We start from the raw sequence: 15,938 nt of genomic DNA on the forward strand, positions 1-15,938 counted from the left end.
CAGATGTCGACCGTCAGCCACACGTCCGCCGTCTTCGGGCGGCGGGCGTGTGCGGTGGTCGCGGCGGGTTCCGCCGCGCTGCACGCGACGATGATCGGCCACGCCGGCCACCTCGTGGTGGGGGTGCTCATCGCCGCGATGGCAGCGGCATGCCTGGTGTGCGCCTACGAACTGTGGTGTGGGTGCGGGTTGCGAACGTGGTGCGTGGTCGCGGTGATGAACCTGGCGATGATCGCGGTGCACTGGTCCATTCCGGCGCACCACCACGGTGCGGTAGTGGCCGAGCCGATGTCGGCGCTCATGACGCTGGCGACGGCGGTGTCGCTGACCGAGGCCGCCGTCGCCACCGCGGTGTTGTACGTGCTCACCAGGCGGCGTGAACCATCGGCCATCATGTAGGTATGACCGTCCCGCAGGCCACCACCTGCTACCGCCATCCCGGCCGGCCCGCGTACGTCCAATGCACCCGCTGCCGGCGCTTCATCTGCGGGGACTGCATGCGCGACGCCGCCGTCGGGCATCAGTGCCCGGATTGCGTGACGGCGGGGTCGGCCACGGTCCGCCGCGTCGAGGGCCACTTCGGCGGCACGCCCGCAGGGGAGACCCCGTACGTCACCTACACGTTGATCGCCATCAACGTGCTGATGTTCGTCCTGCAGATGACGTCGCGGCAACTGGAGAGCCAACTGACGCTGTGGCCGCCCGCGGTGGCCGACGGTCAGTACTACCGACTGGTGACGTCGGCGTTCCTGCACTACGGCATCGCGCACATCCTGTTCAACATGTGGGCGCTGTACGTCATCGGCCCGCCACTGGAGCAGGTGCTCGGCCGGGCCCGGTACGGCGCGCTGTACGGGTTGTCCGCGCTCGGTGGGTCGGTGCTCGTGTTCCTGGTCGCCCCGCTGAACACCGCGACCGCCGGGGCCTCGGGCGCGGTGTTCGGGTTGTTCGGCGCCACCTTCGTCGTCGCCCGCAAGCTGCGCCTCGACGTCAAATGGGTCCTCGGCCTGATCGCGCTGAACTTGGCGTTCACGTTCGTCGGCCCACTGCTCGGGTCGGGTGCCATCAGTTGGCAGGGCCATGTCGGCGGCCTGCTGACCGGTTCTGTGGTGGCCGCGGGGCTGGTGTATCCGCCACGCGCACAACGCAATCTGGTCCAGACGTCGCTGGTGGTCGGGCTCCTGGGGTTGTTCCTGGCGCTGATCTGGTGGCGCAGTGTGCAACTGCTCAGCATGTTCGGTGGGTACCTGCACCTGGGCTGACGATGCTTTCTACGCCAGGGTCGTGATCGGCGTCGTTTCACGACCCTGGCGTAGAAACCGAGAATTCCACAGTCGCGCGTTCATCCACAGGGCGTAGCCACAACGGCCGCGCACACCCCTTGGTCGTCGCACCCCGCGCCGACGATCCAGCCTATGGATGACCCTTTCCTCGGCCCGGAAGCGCTGACTGCCGGCGACCTCACTCGAAGCCAGATGCGCTGGCGATATACCGCGGCGCATCCTCGTGTTTACATTGCCCGAGGCAAACCCCTTGACCTGCGCACGAATACGCGTGCCGCCTGGTTGTGGAGTGATCGCCGGGGCATCATCGCCGGGCGTGCCGCGGCCGCCCTGCATGGAGCCCAGTGGGTTGATGACACCACGCCGATCGAGCTGATCGCCGAACACCGCAGACCGCGTCGCGGAATTCTGGTGCGAGAGGAGCGCATTGCCGCCGACGAGATCTGCACCATTGACGGTATGCCGGTCACCACGCCCGCGCGGACCGCGCTCGATCTCGCCCGCTTCCTCGACCGCGACCCGGCGGTAGCGCATGTGGACGCACTGGCTGCCGTGACGCGCGTAAGTGAAGCAGAGGTGATCGCGTTGGCGACCCGCTATCCGCGTCTACGCGGAATCCGGCAGGCCCGAACGGCATTGAAGCTGATGGATGCGGGTGCGCAATCCCCACGAGAAACTGAGTTACGCCTGTTGCTCATCGATGCGGGATTTTCGCGCCCGGCCACGCAGATCCGGGTGAGCGACGGCTTCAACGATGCGTACCTCGACATGGGCTGGGAACACGTGAAGATCGGCGTGGACTATGACGGGCGCCAGCATCACACCGACCGGCGGCGCTGGGTGCACGACATCGGGCGCAATGAACTGATCACCCAGCAGGGCTGGATCGATCTGCACGTAGTGGCCGAGCACAGCCGACGCTTCATCGTGCGGCGGGTGCACGAGGCATTCACACGTCGCGGTCTCTCGCCGTTTTCTACGCCAGGGCCGTAAGTAGGCCGAATCTGTGACCCTGGCGTAGAAACCGACGCCGCGCACCGTGCTTGTGCTGAGATGACTCAGTGGCAGACGCAATCACGGCCCGCGGTATCCGAATGCGCGGGCCCTGGGGCCCGGTGTACGGCCCCATCGACCTGGATATCGAGGCGGGCGGGGTCAGCGTGCTGCGCTACCCGACCGGCACGGGGCGCACCGCGTTGCTGATGACGCTGGCCGGCCGGATGAAACCCGTCGAAGGCCAGGTCACCGTGTTCGGTAAGACGAAGGCCACCGACATCTTCAAGACGTCGGCGCTGGCTTGCATCGACGAACTGGACACCGTCGCCGAATCGGTGACGGTGCGCGATCTGATCACCGAGCAGAAGCGCTGGGACGCACCCTGGTACCGATTCATCGGGCCTGCCGACCAGACCGACCTCGCAACCCTGTGCGCCCCGGTGTTCGGGGACGTCGCCTTGCCGCCGCTCGCAAAGTACTTCGACGAACTCACCGAACTCGAGCAGACCCTGCTGCGGATCGCTTTGGCCAACACCGCCACACCGCCCCTGCTGGTGGTGGGCAATCTCGACCACATCACCGACGACGGAAATCGGGCCACCGTGCTGCAAAGGCTCATCGCCCTCGGTGAGCAGCAGACCGTCATCACCGCATCGGTCAACGTTGTCGCCGCCGACACCGTGACCCAGCTGACCGTGGGGAGTGAGTAACCCGTGCTTGCCGGAATGTCTCTTGGCACCGACCTGAAGCGCTTCTCGCGGGGCGCGTTGCCCCGCATCGCCCTGGTGACGGTGATCCTCATGCCGCTGCTCTACGGCGCGATGTACCTGTGGGCGTTCTGGAATCCGTTCAACGAGGTCAACAAGATCCCGGTGGCCCTGGTCAACGAGGACACCGGCACCGTCGTCGACGGCCAGCAGGTCCGTGCGGGCGCGGAAGTCGCCGACGCGCTCGTCGACTCGGGACAGCTTCAGCTGCACAGGGTTTCGTCCACCGGGGCCGCGGCCGGCGTGTCCAGCGGCAAGTACTACTTCTCGGTGACGCTGCCCAAGGACTTCAGTGCCGACGTGGCCTCCCCGTCGGGCGGCTCACCCGAGCAGGCGCAGATCCAGTTCAAGTTCAACGACGCCAACAACTATCTGGGTTCGATCATCGGGCAGAACGCGGCCCGCGAGGTCATCAACCAAGTCAACGCGAGCATCGGGCAGCGCACCTTGGGCACCGTGCTGACCGGTCTGACCGACGCCGGTGCGGGTCTGGTCAAGGCCGCCGACGGTGCGGGCCAACTGGCCACCGGCACCGCGGCCGCCGATGACGGTGCGCACAAACTGGCCGACGGCGCGGGCGCATTGACCGCGGGACTGGTCACCGCGCGGGACGGCTCGGCGCAATTGGCCGCGGGTACCCGTCAGCTGTCCAGTTCGGTCGACACCGCCACGGGTCCCCTGGTCACCATGCTGGACCGGGTCGGCGATCTGGGACTGGACCCCGACGAGGTCGGCTTCCTCGCCTCGCGGCTGTCCGGGGCCGTGCGCTCGACCACCGACCGGATCGCCGCACTCAACGTCGACCAGGCGCAGGCGGCAGCGATCGTGGATCAAGCCGTCGGTCTGCTGCAGGCCAACCCGGATCCGACGGTCCGCGACACCGGTGACGTGCTCGCCGGAGCTCAGCGGCTGCTACGTGCCAAGGGCATCGACCCCACCACCGATGACGGGCTGAACAAGCTGCGCGACAGCGCAACCCAGTTGGAGAACGAACTGGGCGACCCGAACAGCAAGCTGCGGGTGTTCCTCACCCGTGCGCTCAACGGCGGGCTGCGGTCTGATGTGGTGAAGCTGCGCGATGGCGTGCACCAGTTGGACAGCGGCGCGCGCAAGCTCAACAACGGTCTGGTGCAGTTGGCCGCCGGTGGCGACCAATTGTCCAGTGGAGCATCACAATTGGCCGCGGGCACCACCAAACTGCGCGACGGCAGCCAGGAGCTGGCGACCAAGCTCAAGGAGGGCTCCACGCAGGTCCCGTCCTGGACGCCCGAGCAGCGCACCGCCGTGGCGAAAACCCTGGCCGCACCAGTGACATTGGACATCCAGACCGACAACGCCGCAGCCACCTTCGGTACCGGATTCGCGCCGTTCTTCCTGCCGCTGGCGCTGTTCATCGGCGCGCTGATCATCTGGATGCTGCTCAAACCGGTTCAGTCCCGGCCCATCGTCAACGGCCTCGGCGCGCTGCGGGTGGTGCTGGCGTCGTACTGGCCGGCCCTGCTCATCACGGTCTGCCAAGTCGCGGTGATGTATCTGGTGGTGCACTTCGGGGTCGGTTTGCAGGCCCGCTACCCGATCGCCACGGTGGGCTTCCTACTGTTGATCGTGGCGACGTTCCTGGCCTTGATCCAGGCGTTCAACGCCCTGTTCGGGGTGTCGGTGGGGCGGGTGGTGACACTGGCTTTCCTGATGTTGCAACTGGTTTCGGCCGGTGGTATCTATCCGGTGGAGACCACGGCCAAACCGTTCCAGATCCTGCACCCCGTCGACCCGATGACGTACGCGGTCAACGGTCTGCGGCAGCTGATCGCCGGCGGAATCGACTCCCGGTTGTGGATCGCCATCGCGGTGCTGTCCGGGGTGCTGTTGGCGTCCCTGGCGGCCAGTTCGTTTGCGGCCAAACGAGACCGGCAGTACACGATGGAACGGCTCAAACCGCCTATCGAGGTGTGAGCCCGATCCGCCGGTACCGGTGCAGTCGCAGGCCGAGCCGTTCGGATTCGGGCATGGTCCGCAGCTCGAACAACTCGGCGGCGATCGTCGCCGACAGCCGTTCGGTGAACCGCAACGGCTCGTCGGCGGCGTCGGGCCGTTCGTCGACGATGATGTCGACGATCCCGTTGCGCAGCAGGTCAGCCGACCGAATACCTTGTGCGGCAGACAGTTCCGGGGCGTGGTCGGTGTCGCGGAAGACGATGGCACTGGCGCCCTCCGGAGGCAACGGCGCCAGCCAGCCGTGCTGGGCGGCCAGCACCCGATCGGCGGGCACCATCGCCAAGGCCGGTCCGCCGCTGCCCTGACCCAGCAGCACCGACACCGTCGGGGTGTCCAGCGTCACCAATTCCGCCAGGCAGCGGGCGATCTCACCGGCCAGCCCGCCCTGCTCGGCCTCCACCGAGAGCGCCGGGCCGCTGGTATCGATGATCGAGACCAACGGCAGCCGCAGACTGACGGCCAGCGTCATGCCGCGGCGGGCCTCCCGCAGCGCCGCCGGGCCGAGCGTGCCGATGCGCTGCTGGCCGAGGACAACGGCCGGCTGGCCGCCGAACCGGGCCAGCGCCAGCAGCATCTGGCTGGTGTCCCCGCCGCTGCTGATCCCCCGGTCGCTTCGCTCCTGCCCGCCGGAACCGGACAGCGACACCGCTTTCGTCGTGCCGTGCCGCAGCACGAACTCGGCATTCGGGCGGTCGGGGCGTCGGGACAGGATCACCGAATCCCAGGCCGGGATGTCGGGGATCGGCTCGGCAGGTGGTACCGACGGTGGGGTGCCGGGCGCGTCGACCAGCACGGCCAGCGTGCGGTCGAGCACCGACCGCAGTGCTTCGACGGGCACCACCCCGTCGATGACGCCGTGCCGGAACAGGTTCTCGGCCGTCTGCACGCCGGCGGGGAACTTCTCGCCGTAGAGGTGCTCGTAGACCCGGGGCCCGAGAAAACCGATCAGGGCACCCGGCTCGGCGGCGGTGACGTGGCCCAGCGAGCCCCACGAGGCGAAGACGCCGCCGGTGGTGGGGTGGCGCAGGTAGACGATGTAGGGCAGGTGCGCCCGCTTGTGCAGTTCGACGGCGGCCGCGATCTTCACCATCTGCAGGAAGGCGACCGTGCCCTCCTGCATCCGGGTGCCGCCCGAGCTGGGGGAGGCCAGCAGGGGCAACCGTTCCGCGGTGGCGCGCTGGATGGCCGCGGTGATGCGTTCGGCAGCGGCCACCCCGATGGAGCCGGCCAGAAAGTCGAACTCGCAGGCCAGCACCGCCACACGGCGGCCGAACACGGTCCCTTCGCCGGTGATCACGGACTCGTCGAGCCCGGATTTGGCTTGTGCGGCGTCCAGCTCCTGGCGGTAGGTCTCCGAGGTGGGTACCTGCAGCGGCGGACTGTCCCAACTGAGGAACGAACCCGGGTCGAGGACGGCATCGCGGACTGCGAGGGCGGGGCTGCGGCTCACAGGATGAGGGTAGGCGACGGCGAATGTGCGGTTTCATACGCGACCCGCCGATCACGCCGGATGAGGATGCACAAATGCGGCCCCTGAGAAGGTCGCGGCGAACATATATAGGCTGGCAACCATGATCGGTGTGACGCGGGACGGCAATGTCCTGACTCTGGAAATGCAGCGGCCCGAGCGGCGCAACGCGCTCAACGGCGCACTTGTCGACGGATTACGCGAAGAGATCGAGAAGGCGCAGGGGACAGATGTCCGGGCCATCGTGTTGACGGGGCAAGGCACCGTGTTCAGTGCGGGAGCGGACCTGTCCGACGCCGAGGGTGTGGCCAAGGAGTTGCCGGACAAGGCGCTGGCGCTGAACCTGGCCATCGATGCCAGCCCGGTGCCCATCATCGCCGCGCTCAACGGCCCGGCGATCGGCGCGGGTGTCATCCTGGCGATGATCTGCGATCTGCGGGTCGCCGCCCCCGGCGCCTACTTTCAGTTCCCTATCGCCAAATACGGCCTGGCACTGGACAACTGGAGCATCCGCCGGTTGACGTCGTTGGTCGGTCACGGCCGAGCGCGGGGCATGCTGATCGCCGCCGAGCGTCTCGACCTGGACACCGCCGTGCAGACCGGGATGGTCAACCGCACCGGCACCCTCGCCGACGCCCAGGCGTGGGCCACCGAGATCTCCGGCTACGCGCCCCTGTCGGTTGCGCACTCCAAGCGGGTGCTCAACGACGACGGCGCCTACGACGACGTACGTGGTGATCACACCCGGATGTTCCAGAAGGCGTGGGCCAGTCCGGACGTCATCGAGGCTCAGGTGGCGCGCATCGAAAAGCGGCCGCCCAACTTCACCGGGGCCTGAGCAGCGATGATCGGCGAAGCGGCCCGGGTGGTCGGTGGAACCGCAGCGCTGGTGGCCGGCGGCTGGGTGCTGCGCGCCCTGCACGGCGCCCCCGAGTCCCTGGGCGCCGCCGACATCGGTGCCGCGGCGAAGGCCTCCACGAACTATCGCGACGGGGTGTTCGTCAACCGTGAACCGGCCTCCGAGGTGCAGCTGACCCGTCAGCAGCAGTGGTCGCTGATCCGCGAGCTGTTCATCGGTGATCAGCAGCGGCCGGGCGGTGAGATCCCGCTGGTCCGCCCGACGTCGACCGCGCCGGCCGGTGAGCTGGCCGTCACCTGGTACGGGCACTCCTCGGCCGTCATCGAAGTCGACGGCTACCGCGTCCTGGCCGATCCGGTGTGGAGCGAGCGCTGCTCCCCGTCGCGTGCGGTCGGACCGCAACGGCTGCATCCCGTGCCCGCGGAACTGGAAGCCCTGCCCGCCATCGACGCGGTGATCATCAGCCACGACCACTACGACCACCTCGACATCGACACCATCAAGGGCCTCGCCCGGTCGCAGCGGGCCAAGTTCTACGTCCCGCTGGGCATCGGGTCCCACCTGCGCCTCTGGGGTATCCCACCGGATCGCATCGTCGAACTCGACTGGGATGAGAGCGCCACCCTCGGCGAGCTCACCCTGGTCTGCACCCCGGCGCGGCATTTCTCCGGGCGGTTCCTCACCCGCAACACCACGCTGTGGTCGTCGTGGGCGGTGATCGGCCCCCGGCACCGGGCCTTCTTCGGCGGGGACACCGGGTACACCGAGGGCTTCACCGGTATCGGCTCCGAGTACGGACCCTTCGACCTGACCCTGATGCCGATCGGCGCCTACCACCCGGGCTGGCCCGACATCCACATGAATCCCGAGGACGCCGTCCGCGCCCACCGCGACGTCACCGACACCGGCCTGCTGGTGCCCATCCACTGGGCCACCTTCCGGCTGGCGCCGCACCCGTGGTCCGAACCGGTCGAGCGGCTACTGACGGCGGCCTCGGCCGAAGGGGTGACGATCGCGGCACCCAAACCGGGTCAGCGGGTCGACGCCGCCGTCACGGGGCGCCCGATAGACGCATGGTGGCGGCTTTGACCGGCTAGCGTGCTGCCTGTGAGACGGATTCTGTGCATGGCTGCGGTTGCGTTGCTGGCCGGCTGCGGGACCTCGCAGCCCAGGCAGGCACCGCAGACCCTGTCCGATGTACCGCCCCCGCTGGTGCCCGCAATGCCGTTGCCCGACAAGGCTGTCGAGAACGCCGTCGGCAAACTCGACGGCATCGCCGACGAGCTGATGCGTAAATCCGGCATTCCAGGCCTGGCCGTCGCCGTGGTGCACGGTGGAAAGACGTTGTATGCCAAAGGGTTCGGGGTCAAGGACAACCGCGCGGGGGACGGGGACGCCAACAAGGTCGGCCCCGACACGGTGTTCCAATTGGCCTCGGTGTCCAAACCGCTGAGCGCCACCGTGGTCGCCCATCAGGTCAGCCAGAACGCGGTCGGCTGGGACACCCCGGTCGTCGGTAAACTGCCCTGGTTCGCACTGTCGGATCCCGCCGTCACCCGAATGGTCACCGTCGGTGACCTGTTCTCGCATCGCTCCGGTCTGCCCGACCACGCCGGGGATCTGCTCGAGGACATCGGCTATGACCGCCGGGCGGTGCTCGAGCGGCTGCGGCAACTGCCGTTGGATCCGTTCCGGGTCACCTACGCCTACACCAATTACGGGCTGACGGCCGCGGCCGAGGCGGTGGCCACGGGAGCGGGCAAGCCCTGGGAGCAACTGGGTCAGGACACATTGTTCGGCCCGCTCGGAATGTCTTCGACCAGTTACCGTTTCGCCGACTACGAAGCCCGCAAGGATCGCGCGGTGGGCCACATTCGCATCGACGGGGGCTATCAGCCGACATTCGTGCGCGACGCCGACCAGCAGGCCCCGGCCGGTGGGGCCAGCTCGTCGGTCGATGACATGACGCACTGGCTTCAACTGGTGCTGGCCAACGGCAGCTACCAGGGCCGGCAGCTCGTCGACCCGCAGGCACTGCTGCCCGCGCTCACCCCGCAGGTGGTGTCCGGTCCACCGTCGGAGCCCGCGATGCGCACCGGCTCCTACGGTTTCGGGTTCAACGTCGGGACCACCTCGGCCGCCCGGGTGCAGTTCAGTCACTCCGGGGCGTTCCAGCTCGGCGCCGGCACCAATGTGCTGTTCCTGCCGTCGGCGGACGTAGCGATCGTCGCGCTGACCAACGCCACCCCCAGCGGTGTCCCCGAGGCACTCACCGCCGAATTCGCCGACCTGGTGCAATTCGGCGAGGTGCGTGAGGACTGGTACGGCCTGTATCACCCCGCACTGTCCGCGCTGTCGGACCCGGTGGGCTCGCTGGTCGGCAGGCAGCCGCCCGCGCAACCCGCACCCGCGCAACCGTTGTCGGCCTACACCGGCAGCTACCGCAACGAGTATTGGGGCCCGGCCGTCGTCGCGGAGAAGGACGGCAAACTCACCCTCACGCTGGGGCCGCGCGGCAACACCGTCGAGCTGAACCATTGGGACGGCAACGTGTTCACCTTCACTCAGATCACCGAGAACTCCCCGCCGGGAAGCATTTCCCAAGCCACCTTCGACGGGGCCAAGCTGACACTCGAGTACTACGACGACGGGGTGTTCACCAAGTGACGGCAATGATCAGCGGACTGTCCGATGCCGAGGTTGCGCAGCGGGTTTCGCAAGGCAAGACCAACGATGTGCCCAGTCGCGCGGCGCGCAGCGTGTCGGAGATCGTGCGGGCCAACGTGTTCACCCGCATCAACGCGATCCTCGGGGTGCTGTTCGCGATCGTGCTGGCCACCGGGTCGGTGATCAACGGGCTGTTCGGCCTGCTGATCGTGGCCAACTCGGCCATCGGCATCATTCAGGAGCTGCGTGCCAAGCAGACGCTGGATCGCCTGGCGATCGTCGGGCAGGCGAAACCGTTGGTGCGCAGGCAATCCGGTACCCAGGCGCTGTCACCGAACGAGGTGGTGCTCGACGACATCATCGAACTCGGCCCCGGTGACCAGATCATCGTCGACGGCGAAGTGCTCGAGGAGACCAACCTTGAGGTCGACGAATCGCTGCTGACCGGCGAGGCCGATCCGATCCAGAAAGATCCGGGCGACCCGATCATGTCGGGCAGCTTCGTGGTGGCCGGCAGCGGCGCCTACCGCGCCACCAAGGTTGGGCGCGAAGCATACGCGGCAAAGCTGGCCGAAGAGGCCAGCAAGTTCACGTTGGTGAAATCCGAACTGCGCAGCGGTATCAACAAGATCTTGCAGTTCATCACCTACCTGCTGTGGCCTGCGGGCGCGTTGATCATCTACACCCAGATGTTCACCACCGACCTCGGCTGGCGGGAGGCGGTACTACGGACCGTCGGCGCGCTGGTGCCGATGGTGCCCGAAGGTCTGGTGCTGATGACCTCGCTGGCCTTCGCCGTCGGTGTGGTGCGGCTGGGCCGCAGGCAATGCCTGGTGCAGGAGCTGCCCGCCATCGAGGGCCTGGCGCGGGTCGACGTGGTGTGCGCCGACAAGACCGGCACCCTCACCGAAAACGGCATGCGGGTCAGCGATCTCAAGTCCCTGACGCAACATGACGTCACCGGCGTGCTGGCCCAGCTGGCCGCCGACGATCCCCGTCCCAACGCCAGCATCGCCGCTATTGCGGAAGCCTACAAAATGCCGCCCGGCTGGACGCAGACCGCGTCGGCCCCGTTCAAATCGGCCACCAAGTGGAGCGGCGCCTCCTACGGTGAACACGGCAACTGGGTGATCGGTGCGCCGGACGTACTGCTGGACCCGGCCTCACCGGAAGCCGAACAGGCCGAGCAGATCGGCGCGCAGGGGCTGCGGGTGCTCCTGCTCGGCTCCTCCGACCACTCCGTCGACGCCGCGGACGCGCCCGGGACCGTCACCCCCGTCGCGCTCGTCGTGCTGGAACAGCGGGTCCGCCCGGATGCCCGCGACACACTGGAATACTTTGCCTCGCAAAAGGTCACGGTCAAAGTCATCTCCGGCGACAACGCGGTGTCCGTCGGCGCGGTGGCAGGCACCCTCGGCCTGCACGGTGAAACCCTGGACGCCCGCCAACTGCCACACGAGCCCGACGAGCTCGCGTCGACGCTGGACGAGTACACGACGTTCGGTCGTGTGCGCCCCGACCAGAAGCGGGCCATGGTGCACGCCTTGCAATCCCGCGGGCACACCGTCGCGATGACCGGCGACGGCGTCAACGACGTGCTGGCGCTCAAGGACGCCGATATCGGCGTGGCCATGGGATCGGGTAGTTCGGCGTCCCGCGCGGTGGCTCAGATCGTGTTGCTGGACAACAAGTTCGCGACGCTGCCCTATGTCGTGGGTGAGGGCCGCCGGGTGATCGGCAACATCGAACGGGTCTCCAACCTGTTCCTCACCAAGACCGTCTACTCGGTGCTGCTGGCCGCGCTGGTCGGCATCGGTGGTTTGGCGTCCAAGCTGTTCGGCTCCGACGCGTTGCTCTACCCGTTCCAGCCGATCCACGTCACCATCGCTGCCTGGTTCACCATCGGCATCCCGGCGTTCATCCTGTCGCTGGCACCCAACAACGAGCGCGCCCATCCGGGCTTCGTGCGCCGGGTGATGACCTCGGCGGTGCCGAACGGCGTGGTGGTCGGCGCGGCAACGCTGATCTCCTACCTGCTGGCCTATCAGGGTTCGCACGCGAGCAAGGTCGAGCAGACCCAGGCGTCCACGGCCGCGCTCATCACTCTGTTGGTGGGTGCGGTGTGGGTGCTGGCCGTGGTGGCCCGCCCGTATCAGTGGTGGCGGGTGGCGCTGGTGGCGTTCTCCGCACTGGCCTATGTGGTGATCTTCTCGATCCCGCTGGCACAGGAGAAGTTCATGCTCGACCCCAGCAATGTCGCGCTGACGTCGATGGCGCTGGGCATCGGGTTGGCCGCGGCCGCCGTCGTCGAGGTGTTGTGGTGGATCGAGGGCCGACGGTCCGGCGAGCCCCGCAAACTGTGGCGATAAGGTGACCCCATGAGTTTTCTGGATAAGGCGAAGAACCTGATCGCCGAGAACGCTGACAAGGTTGAGGCCGCGATCGACAAGGTCGGCGACGTCGTCGACGAGAAGACCGGCGAGAAGTACCAGGGCGTCGTCGACAAGGCGCAGGAAGCGGCCAAGAACGCGGCGCGCAACATCAACCCCAACCAGTCGTAGATGGCCAAGCTGTCGGTCTCCGTCGACGTGCCGTTGCCGCCGGAGAAGGCGTGGGACGCCGCCTCAGATCTGTCCCGGTTCAAGGAGTGGCTCAGCATCCACCGGGTGTGGCGCTCGACCCTGCCCGAGACGTTGGAAAAGGGCACCAAGATCGACTCCATCGTCGAGGTCAAGGGAATGGCCAACCGGGTCAACTGGACCATCGTCAGTTACAAGCCGCCGGAGTCGATGACGCTGAACGGTGACGGCAAGGGTGGCGTGAAGGTCAAGCTGATCGCCAAGGTGAAACCGGTGGCGGACGGCTCGACCGTGCAGCTGGACATCCACCTCGGTGGGCCAGCGCTGTTCGGGCCGATCGGCATGGTGGTGGCCGCCGCGTTGAAGAACGACATCCAGCAGTCGCTGAACAAGTTCAAGGCGCTCTACTCCTGAAACCGCACAAACCATGCCGCGATGAGTTTCGCCCGCGCCACCGGTCGGTACGGGCATGACTACTCCACTCGGCGCACCCTGCTGGATCGACCTGGCGACCTCGGACATCGAGGGCGCGCAACGCTTCTACGGCGACATCTTCGGCTGGACCTTCGAATCACCCGGCCCTGACTACGGCGGCTACATCAATGCCTACGTCGACGGAAAGCCCGTCGCCGGCCTGATGCCCAACGACCCGCAATGGGGCATGCCGGACCGGTGGAGCACCTACCTGCACACCGCCGACGTGGACGCCACCCTGGCGAAGGTGACCGCGGCCGGCGGGGCCAGCTGCGGCGGGTCCATGGACGTTCCCGCCAAAGGCCGGATGGCCGTGGTGTCCGATCCCAGCGGTGGCATGGTCGGGCTGTGGCAGCCCACCGGTCACACCGGCACCGAGATCACCGGGGTGGCCGGGACACCGGTGTGGCACCAGCTGACCACCCTCGACTTCGCCGCGGTGCTCGCCTTCTACACCGACGTGTTCGGCTGGCAGGTGCAAACCGAGAGCGACAGTGACGAATTCCGCTACAGCACGGCACTATTCGGGGGTGAGCAGCTGCTCGGCGTGATGGACGGCACCGCGTTCATGGCGGCCGGCGAACCGTCGAACTGGTTCTTCTTCCTGGGCGCCGACGATGTCGACAAGACCCAGCAGCTGATCGTCGACCACGGCGGGGCCATCGTGCGCGCGGCCGAGGACACCCCGTACGGCCGGCTGGCCTCGGTCACCGACCCGACCGGCGCCGGCTTCAACCTGTCGTCGCTCTAGTGCCCTTGCCCAAGGTGGCCAGCAGTTCGCGGTACGGCCCCACCAGATAGGCGGTGTCGCCCGCGGTCAGCTGGGTGTCGCGACGTGGATGCAGCCGCGTCGCGACACCTGGCCGGGTGATCGCGATGACGCGGGTCTGGGTGGACAGATCGGCCATCCGTACGCCGTCGAGTTCACTGCCCGGCTCCACGCGCACTCCGCCCAGCATGAACGAATGCTGCCCGACGGAGAACGTGCCGAACACCTGCAGGCCCAGGGCGGCGCCGATGAACCACGGCGCGGCCAGTTCCACCGTCGAGCGCACATTCTCGAACCCGAACCGTTGCGCCACGGCGGCGCCGAGCGACCTGTCGTAGACGCGTAGCACCACCGGCTTGTTCATGGCGTGCTCGCGCAGCACGATGCCGGTCTCGATGTTGACCATGTCGTTGGCGGTCAGCACGGCCACCGCGCGGGCCTGCCCGATGCGCGCCGACTCCAGCGTCCCGGGCAGGGTGGCGTCACCGAAGATCACCGGGACGTCGAGGCTGCGGGCGGTGGCCAGAAAGCGGTTGTCCTCATCGCTTTCGATGACGGCGACGTCGTAGCCGGCGTCCACGAGGTCGCTGACCACCCGGATGCCGAAGGACCCCAGGCCCACCACGATGATGTGGTCGCGCAGGTGCCGAGCCCGGCGCAGCCCTGCCGACTGGGCGAGGCGCCGGGACAGCAGCAGGTCGGCGATGAACGCCACCAGGATCGCGGTGGTGGTGACACCGGCGAACATCAGCCCGATACCCCAGATGCGCAGCCAGGACGGTTGATCGATGAAGCTGAAATCGCCGTAGCCGACCGTCGCGATGGTCTCGGTGCTGAAGTACAGGGCGTCGATCCAGCTCATCCCCGGCGGGCGCTGATAGGTGAACCGCAGCAGGATCGTCGAGCCGATCAGCAGCGTCATCGACGCCGCGAACGCACGGTAGAACATCGGGTTGATGTCGTCGCGCAGCACCCGCACCCCGTCGGTCACCCGTCGCCATGGCCTGCGTACCTTGTTGTGGCCCAGTGGTTTCGACACGGCAATATGTTGGGCCGCCAGCTCGTCGGCGGTGCCGATCATCGCAGTCCAGTCGCCTTCGCGGACGGTGACGTCGCGGCCGGGGCACGCGGTGATCGTCGAGTCGCGGTGGATCACCGCGACCGGGGCCAGGTCGCCGTAGATGTCGCGCAGGGTGGCATCGCGGGGGACATCGGCCCCGGAGACGACGAAGTCGATGCCGGCCACCGAGATGGTGTGGGTGGTGCGATCCAGGCAGGCCTCGACCACCGACGGGGCGGCGAGGTCGGCGACGTCCAGGATGGCGCCGGGTCCGTTGCCGAACGCGACGGCCTCGCGCAGCACGCCATTGGCCAGGCGGGCCACCACCCGCACGTCAGGGCTCAGCTGCCGTGCCAGCAGGGCTATTTCGAGGTTGACGGCATCGTCGTCGCCGACGCACACCACCGCGGTGGCCGCCGGGACATCGGCGTCGGCCAGGGTGCGCGGATCCTGCAGGGGGACCACGGATGCGCCAGCACCGCGCAGCTCACCGGCGATGCGCTCGGCCAGCGCATCCGTGCCGCACACGATGATGTGGCCCTGCATGCCGCACAGATTAAGGGCTCGGAGCGGACAGCGCGAAGTCTGCGAAGTCGAATCCCGGTACCACCACGCAGCTGACCAGGGTCGGCTCCCCGTCTCGGGGCTTGGCGCGCTGCCACTGCCCGGGCGGGACCAGCACCTGCGGCTGCTCGCCCGCTGCGATATCGGCACCCAACAGCAACTCGGCCGCGGTGTCCTGGGTGGGCCCGACCTCCAGGAGCAGCGGGCTGCCCCGGTGGTACATCCACAACTCGGCGCTGCGGACGGTGTGCCAGGCCGACTGCTGACCGGGCATCAGCAGGAACAGGATGGCTGTCCCCGCACTGCGCGGGCCGGTGTACTCCGGGGGTAGCGCCGACTGCGGCGTGGTCAGCGCGCTGCGCCACGTCTCGGCGTACCAGCCGCCCTCCGGATGCGGGGACAAGTCCAGTTGCCGGGCCCAATCGGGCAGATCGGTCATGGCAACCCAGACTACGGT

Annotated in this window: 15 protein-coding genes; 12 read left to right on the forward strand and 3 right to left on the reverse strand. The window is 67.8% G+C overall.

What is annotated here, in order from left to right; genetic code table 11:
• The first annotated feature begins 3 nt into the window (after positions 1-3).
• The 5 genes from AC1DY7_RS16885 to AC1DY7_RS16905 all read left to right on the forward strand — a co-directional run bounded on the left by AC1DY7_RS16885 (position 4) and on the right by AC1DY7_RS16905 (position 4,999).
• Positions 4-399, forward strand: a complete 396-nt coding sequence (locus tag AC1DY7_RS16885) for a hypothetical protein (RefSeq protein WP_477494848.1) — start codon at positions 4-6, stop codon at positions 397-399.
• Positions 400-401: 2 nt separating this feature from the next.
• Complete coding sequence (locus AC1DY7_RS16890) at positions 402-1,262, forward strand: rhomboid family intramembrane serine protease (protein ID WP_477494849.1); 861 nt, start codon at positions 402-404, stop codon at positions 1,260-1,262.
• A 153-nt stretch (positions 1,263-1,415) separates the two neighbouring features.
• Entirely contained in the window at positions 1,416-2,276 is an 861-nt protein-coding gene (locus AC1DY7_RS16895) for a hypothetical protein (RefSeq protein WP_477494850.1), read from the forward strand.
• A gap of 101 nt (positions 2,277-2,377) precedes the next feature.
• Positions 2,378-2,989 (forward strand): ATP-binding cassette domain-containing protein, encoded by a 612-nt coding sequence (locus tag AC1DY7_RS16900; protein ID WP_477495057.1) that lies wholly within the window; start codon positions 2,378-2,380, stop codon positions 2,987-2,989.
• A gap of 15 nt (positions 2,990-3,004) precedes the next feature.
• A complete protein-coding gene (locus AC1DY7_RS16905) occupies positions 3,005-4,999 on the forward strand; it encodes a YhgE/Pip family protein (protein WP_477494851.1) in 1,995 nt (664 codons plus the stop codon).
• Here AC1DY7_RS16905 and AC1DY7_RS16910 read toward each other — a convergent pair.
• Positions 4,986-6,491, reverse strand: a complete 1,506-nt coding sequence (locus AC1DY7_RS16910) for a carboxyl transferase domain-containing protein (protein ID WP_477494852.1) — start codon at positions 6,489-6,491, stop codon at positions 4,986-4,988. The genes AC1DY7_RS16905 and AC1DY7_RS16910 overlap by 14 nt on opposite strands.
• Positions 6,492-6,612: 121 nt before the next feature.
• Between AC1DY7_RS16910 and AC1DY7_RS16915 the strand changes: the two genes are divergently transcribed.
• The 7 genes from AC1DY7_RS16915 to AC1DY7_RS16945 are packed head-to-tail and all read left to right on the forward strand — an operon-like array spanning position 6,613 to position 13,839.
• Positions 6,613-7,347, forward strand: coding sequence for an enoyl-CoA hydratase (locus AC1DY7_RS16915; RefSeq protein ID WP_477494853.1), 735 nt, complete (start codon positions 6,613-6,615; stop codon positions 7,345-7,347).
• Positions 7,348-7,353: 6 nt separating this feature from the next.
• The gene (locus AC1DY7_RS16920; RefSeq protein WP_477494854.1) at positions 7,354-8,457 is read left to right on the forward strand and encodes an MBL fold metallo-hydrolase; all 1,104 of its coding nucleotides are present in this window, start codon (positions 7,354-7,356) and stop codon (positions 8,455-8,457) included.
• Between the two features lie 36 nt (positions 8,458-8,493).
• Positions 8,494-10,035 carry a serine hydrolase gene (locus tag AC1DY7_RS16925; RefSeq protein WP_477494855.1) on the forward strand — a complete coding sequence of 514 codons (1,542 nt, stop codon included), beginning with the start codon at positions 8,494-8,496 and terminating at the stop codon, positions 10,033-10,035.
• A 5-nt stretch (positions 10,036-10,040) separates the two neighbouring features.
• Complete coding sequence (locus tag AC1DY7_RS16930; RefSeq protein WP_477495058.1) at positions 10,041-12,404, forward strand: cation-translocating P-type ATPase; 2,364 nt, start codon at positions 10,041-10,043, stop codon at positions 12,402-12,404.
• A gap of 9 nt (positions 12,405-12,413) precedes the next feature.
• On the forward strand, positions 12,414-12,596 hold the full coding sequence (locus AC1DY7_RS16935) for an antitoxin (RefSeq protein ID WP_477494856.1): 183 nt from the start codon (positions 12,414-12,416) through the stop codon (positions 12,594-12,596).
• Positions 12,597-13,028, forward strand: coding sequence for a type II toxin-antitoxin system Rv0910 family toxin (locus tag AC1DY7_RS16940; RefSeq protein ID WP_477494857.1), 432 nt, complete (start codon positions 12,597-12,599; stop codon positions 13,026-13,028).
• 55 nt (positions 13,029-13,083) lie between these two features.
• Entirely contained in the window at positions 13,084-13,839 is a 756-nt protein-coding gene (locus AC1DY7_RS16945; RefSeq protein WP_477494858.1) for a VOC family protein, read from the forward strand.
• Here the strand turns inward: AC1DY7_RS16945 and AC1DY7_RS16950 are convergent.
• Both AC1DY7_RS16950 and AC1DY7_RS16955 read right to left on the reverse strand, forming a co-directional pair.
• The gene (locus AC1DY7_RS16950) at positions 13,820-15,463 is read right to left on the reverse strand and encodes an NAD-binding protein (protein WP_477494859.1); all 1,644 of its coding nucleotides are present in this window, start codon (positions 15,461-15,463) and stop codon (positions 13,820-13,822) included. The two genes, AC1DY7_RS16945 and AC1DY7_RS16950, sit on opposite strands and share 20 nt — an antisense overlap.
• A gap of 10 nt (positions 15,464-15,473) precedes the next feature.
• A complete protein-coding gene (locus tag AC1DY7_RS16955; protein WP_477494860.1) occupies positions 15,474-15,920 on the reverse strand; it encodes a cupin domain-containing protein in 447 nt (148 codons plus the stop codon).
• Between the last annotated feature and the right edge of the window lie 18 nt (positions 15,921-15,938).

The sequence above is a fragment of the Mycobacterium sp. P2_H7 genome (genome assembly GCF_056403275.1).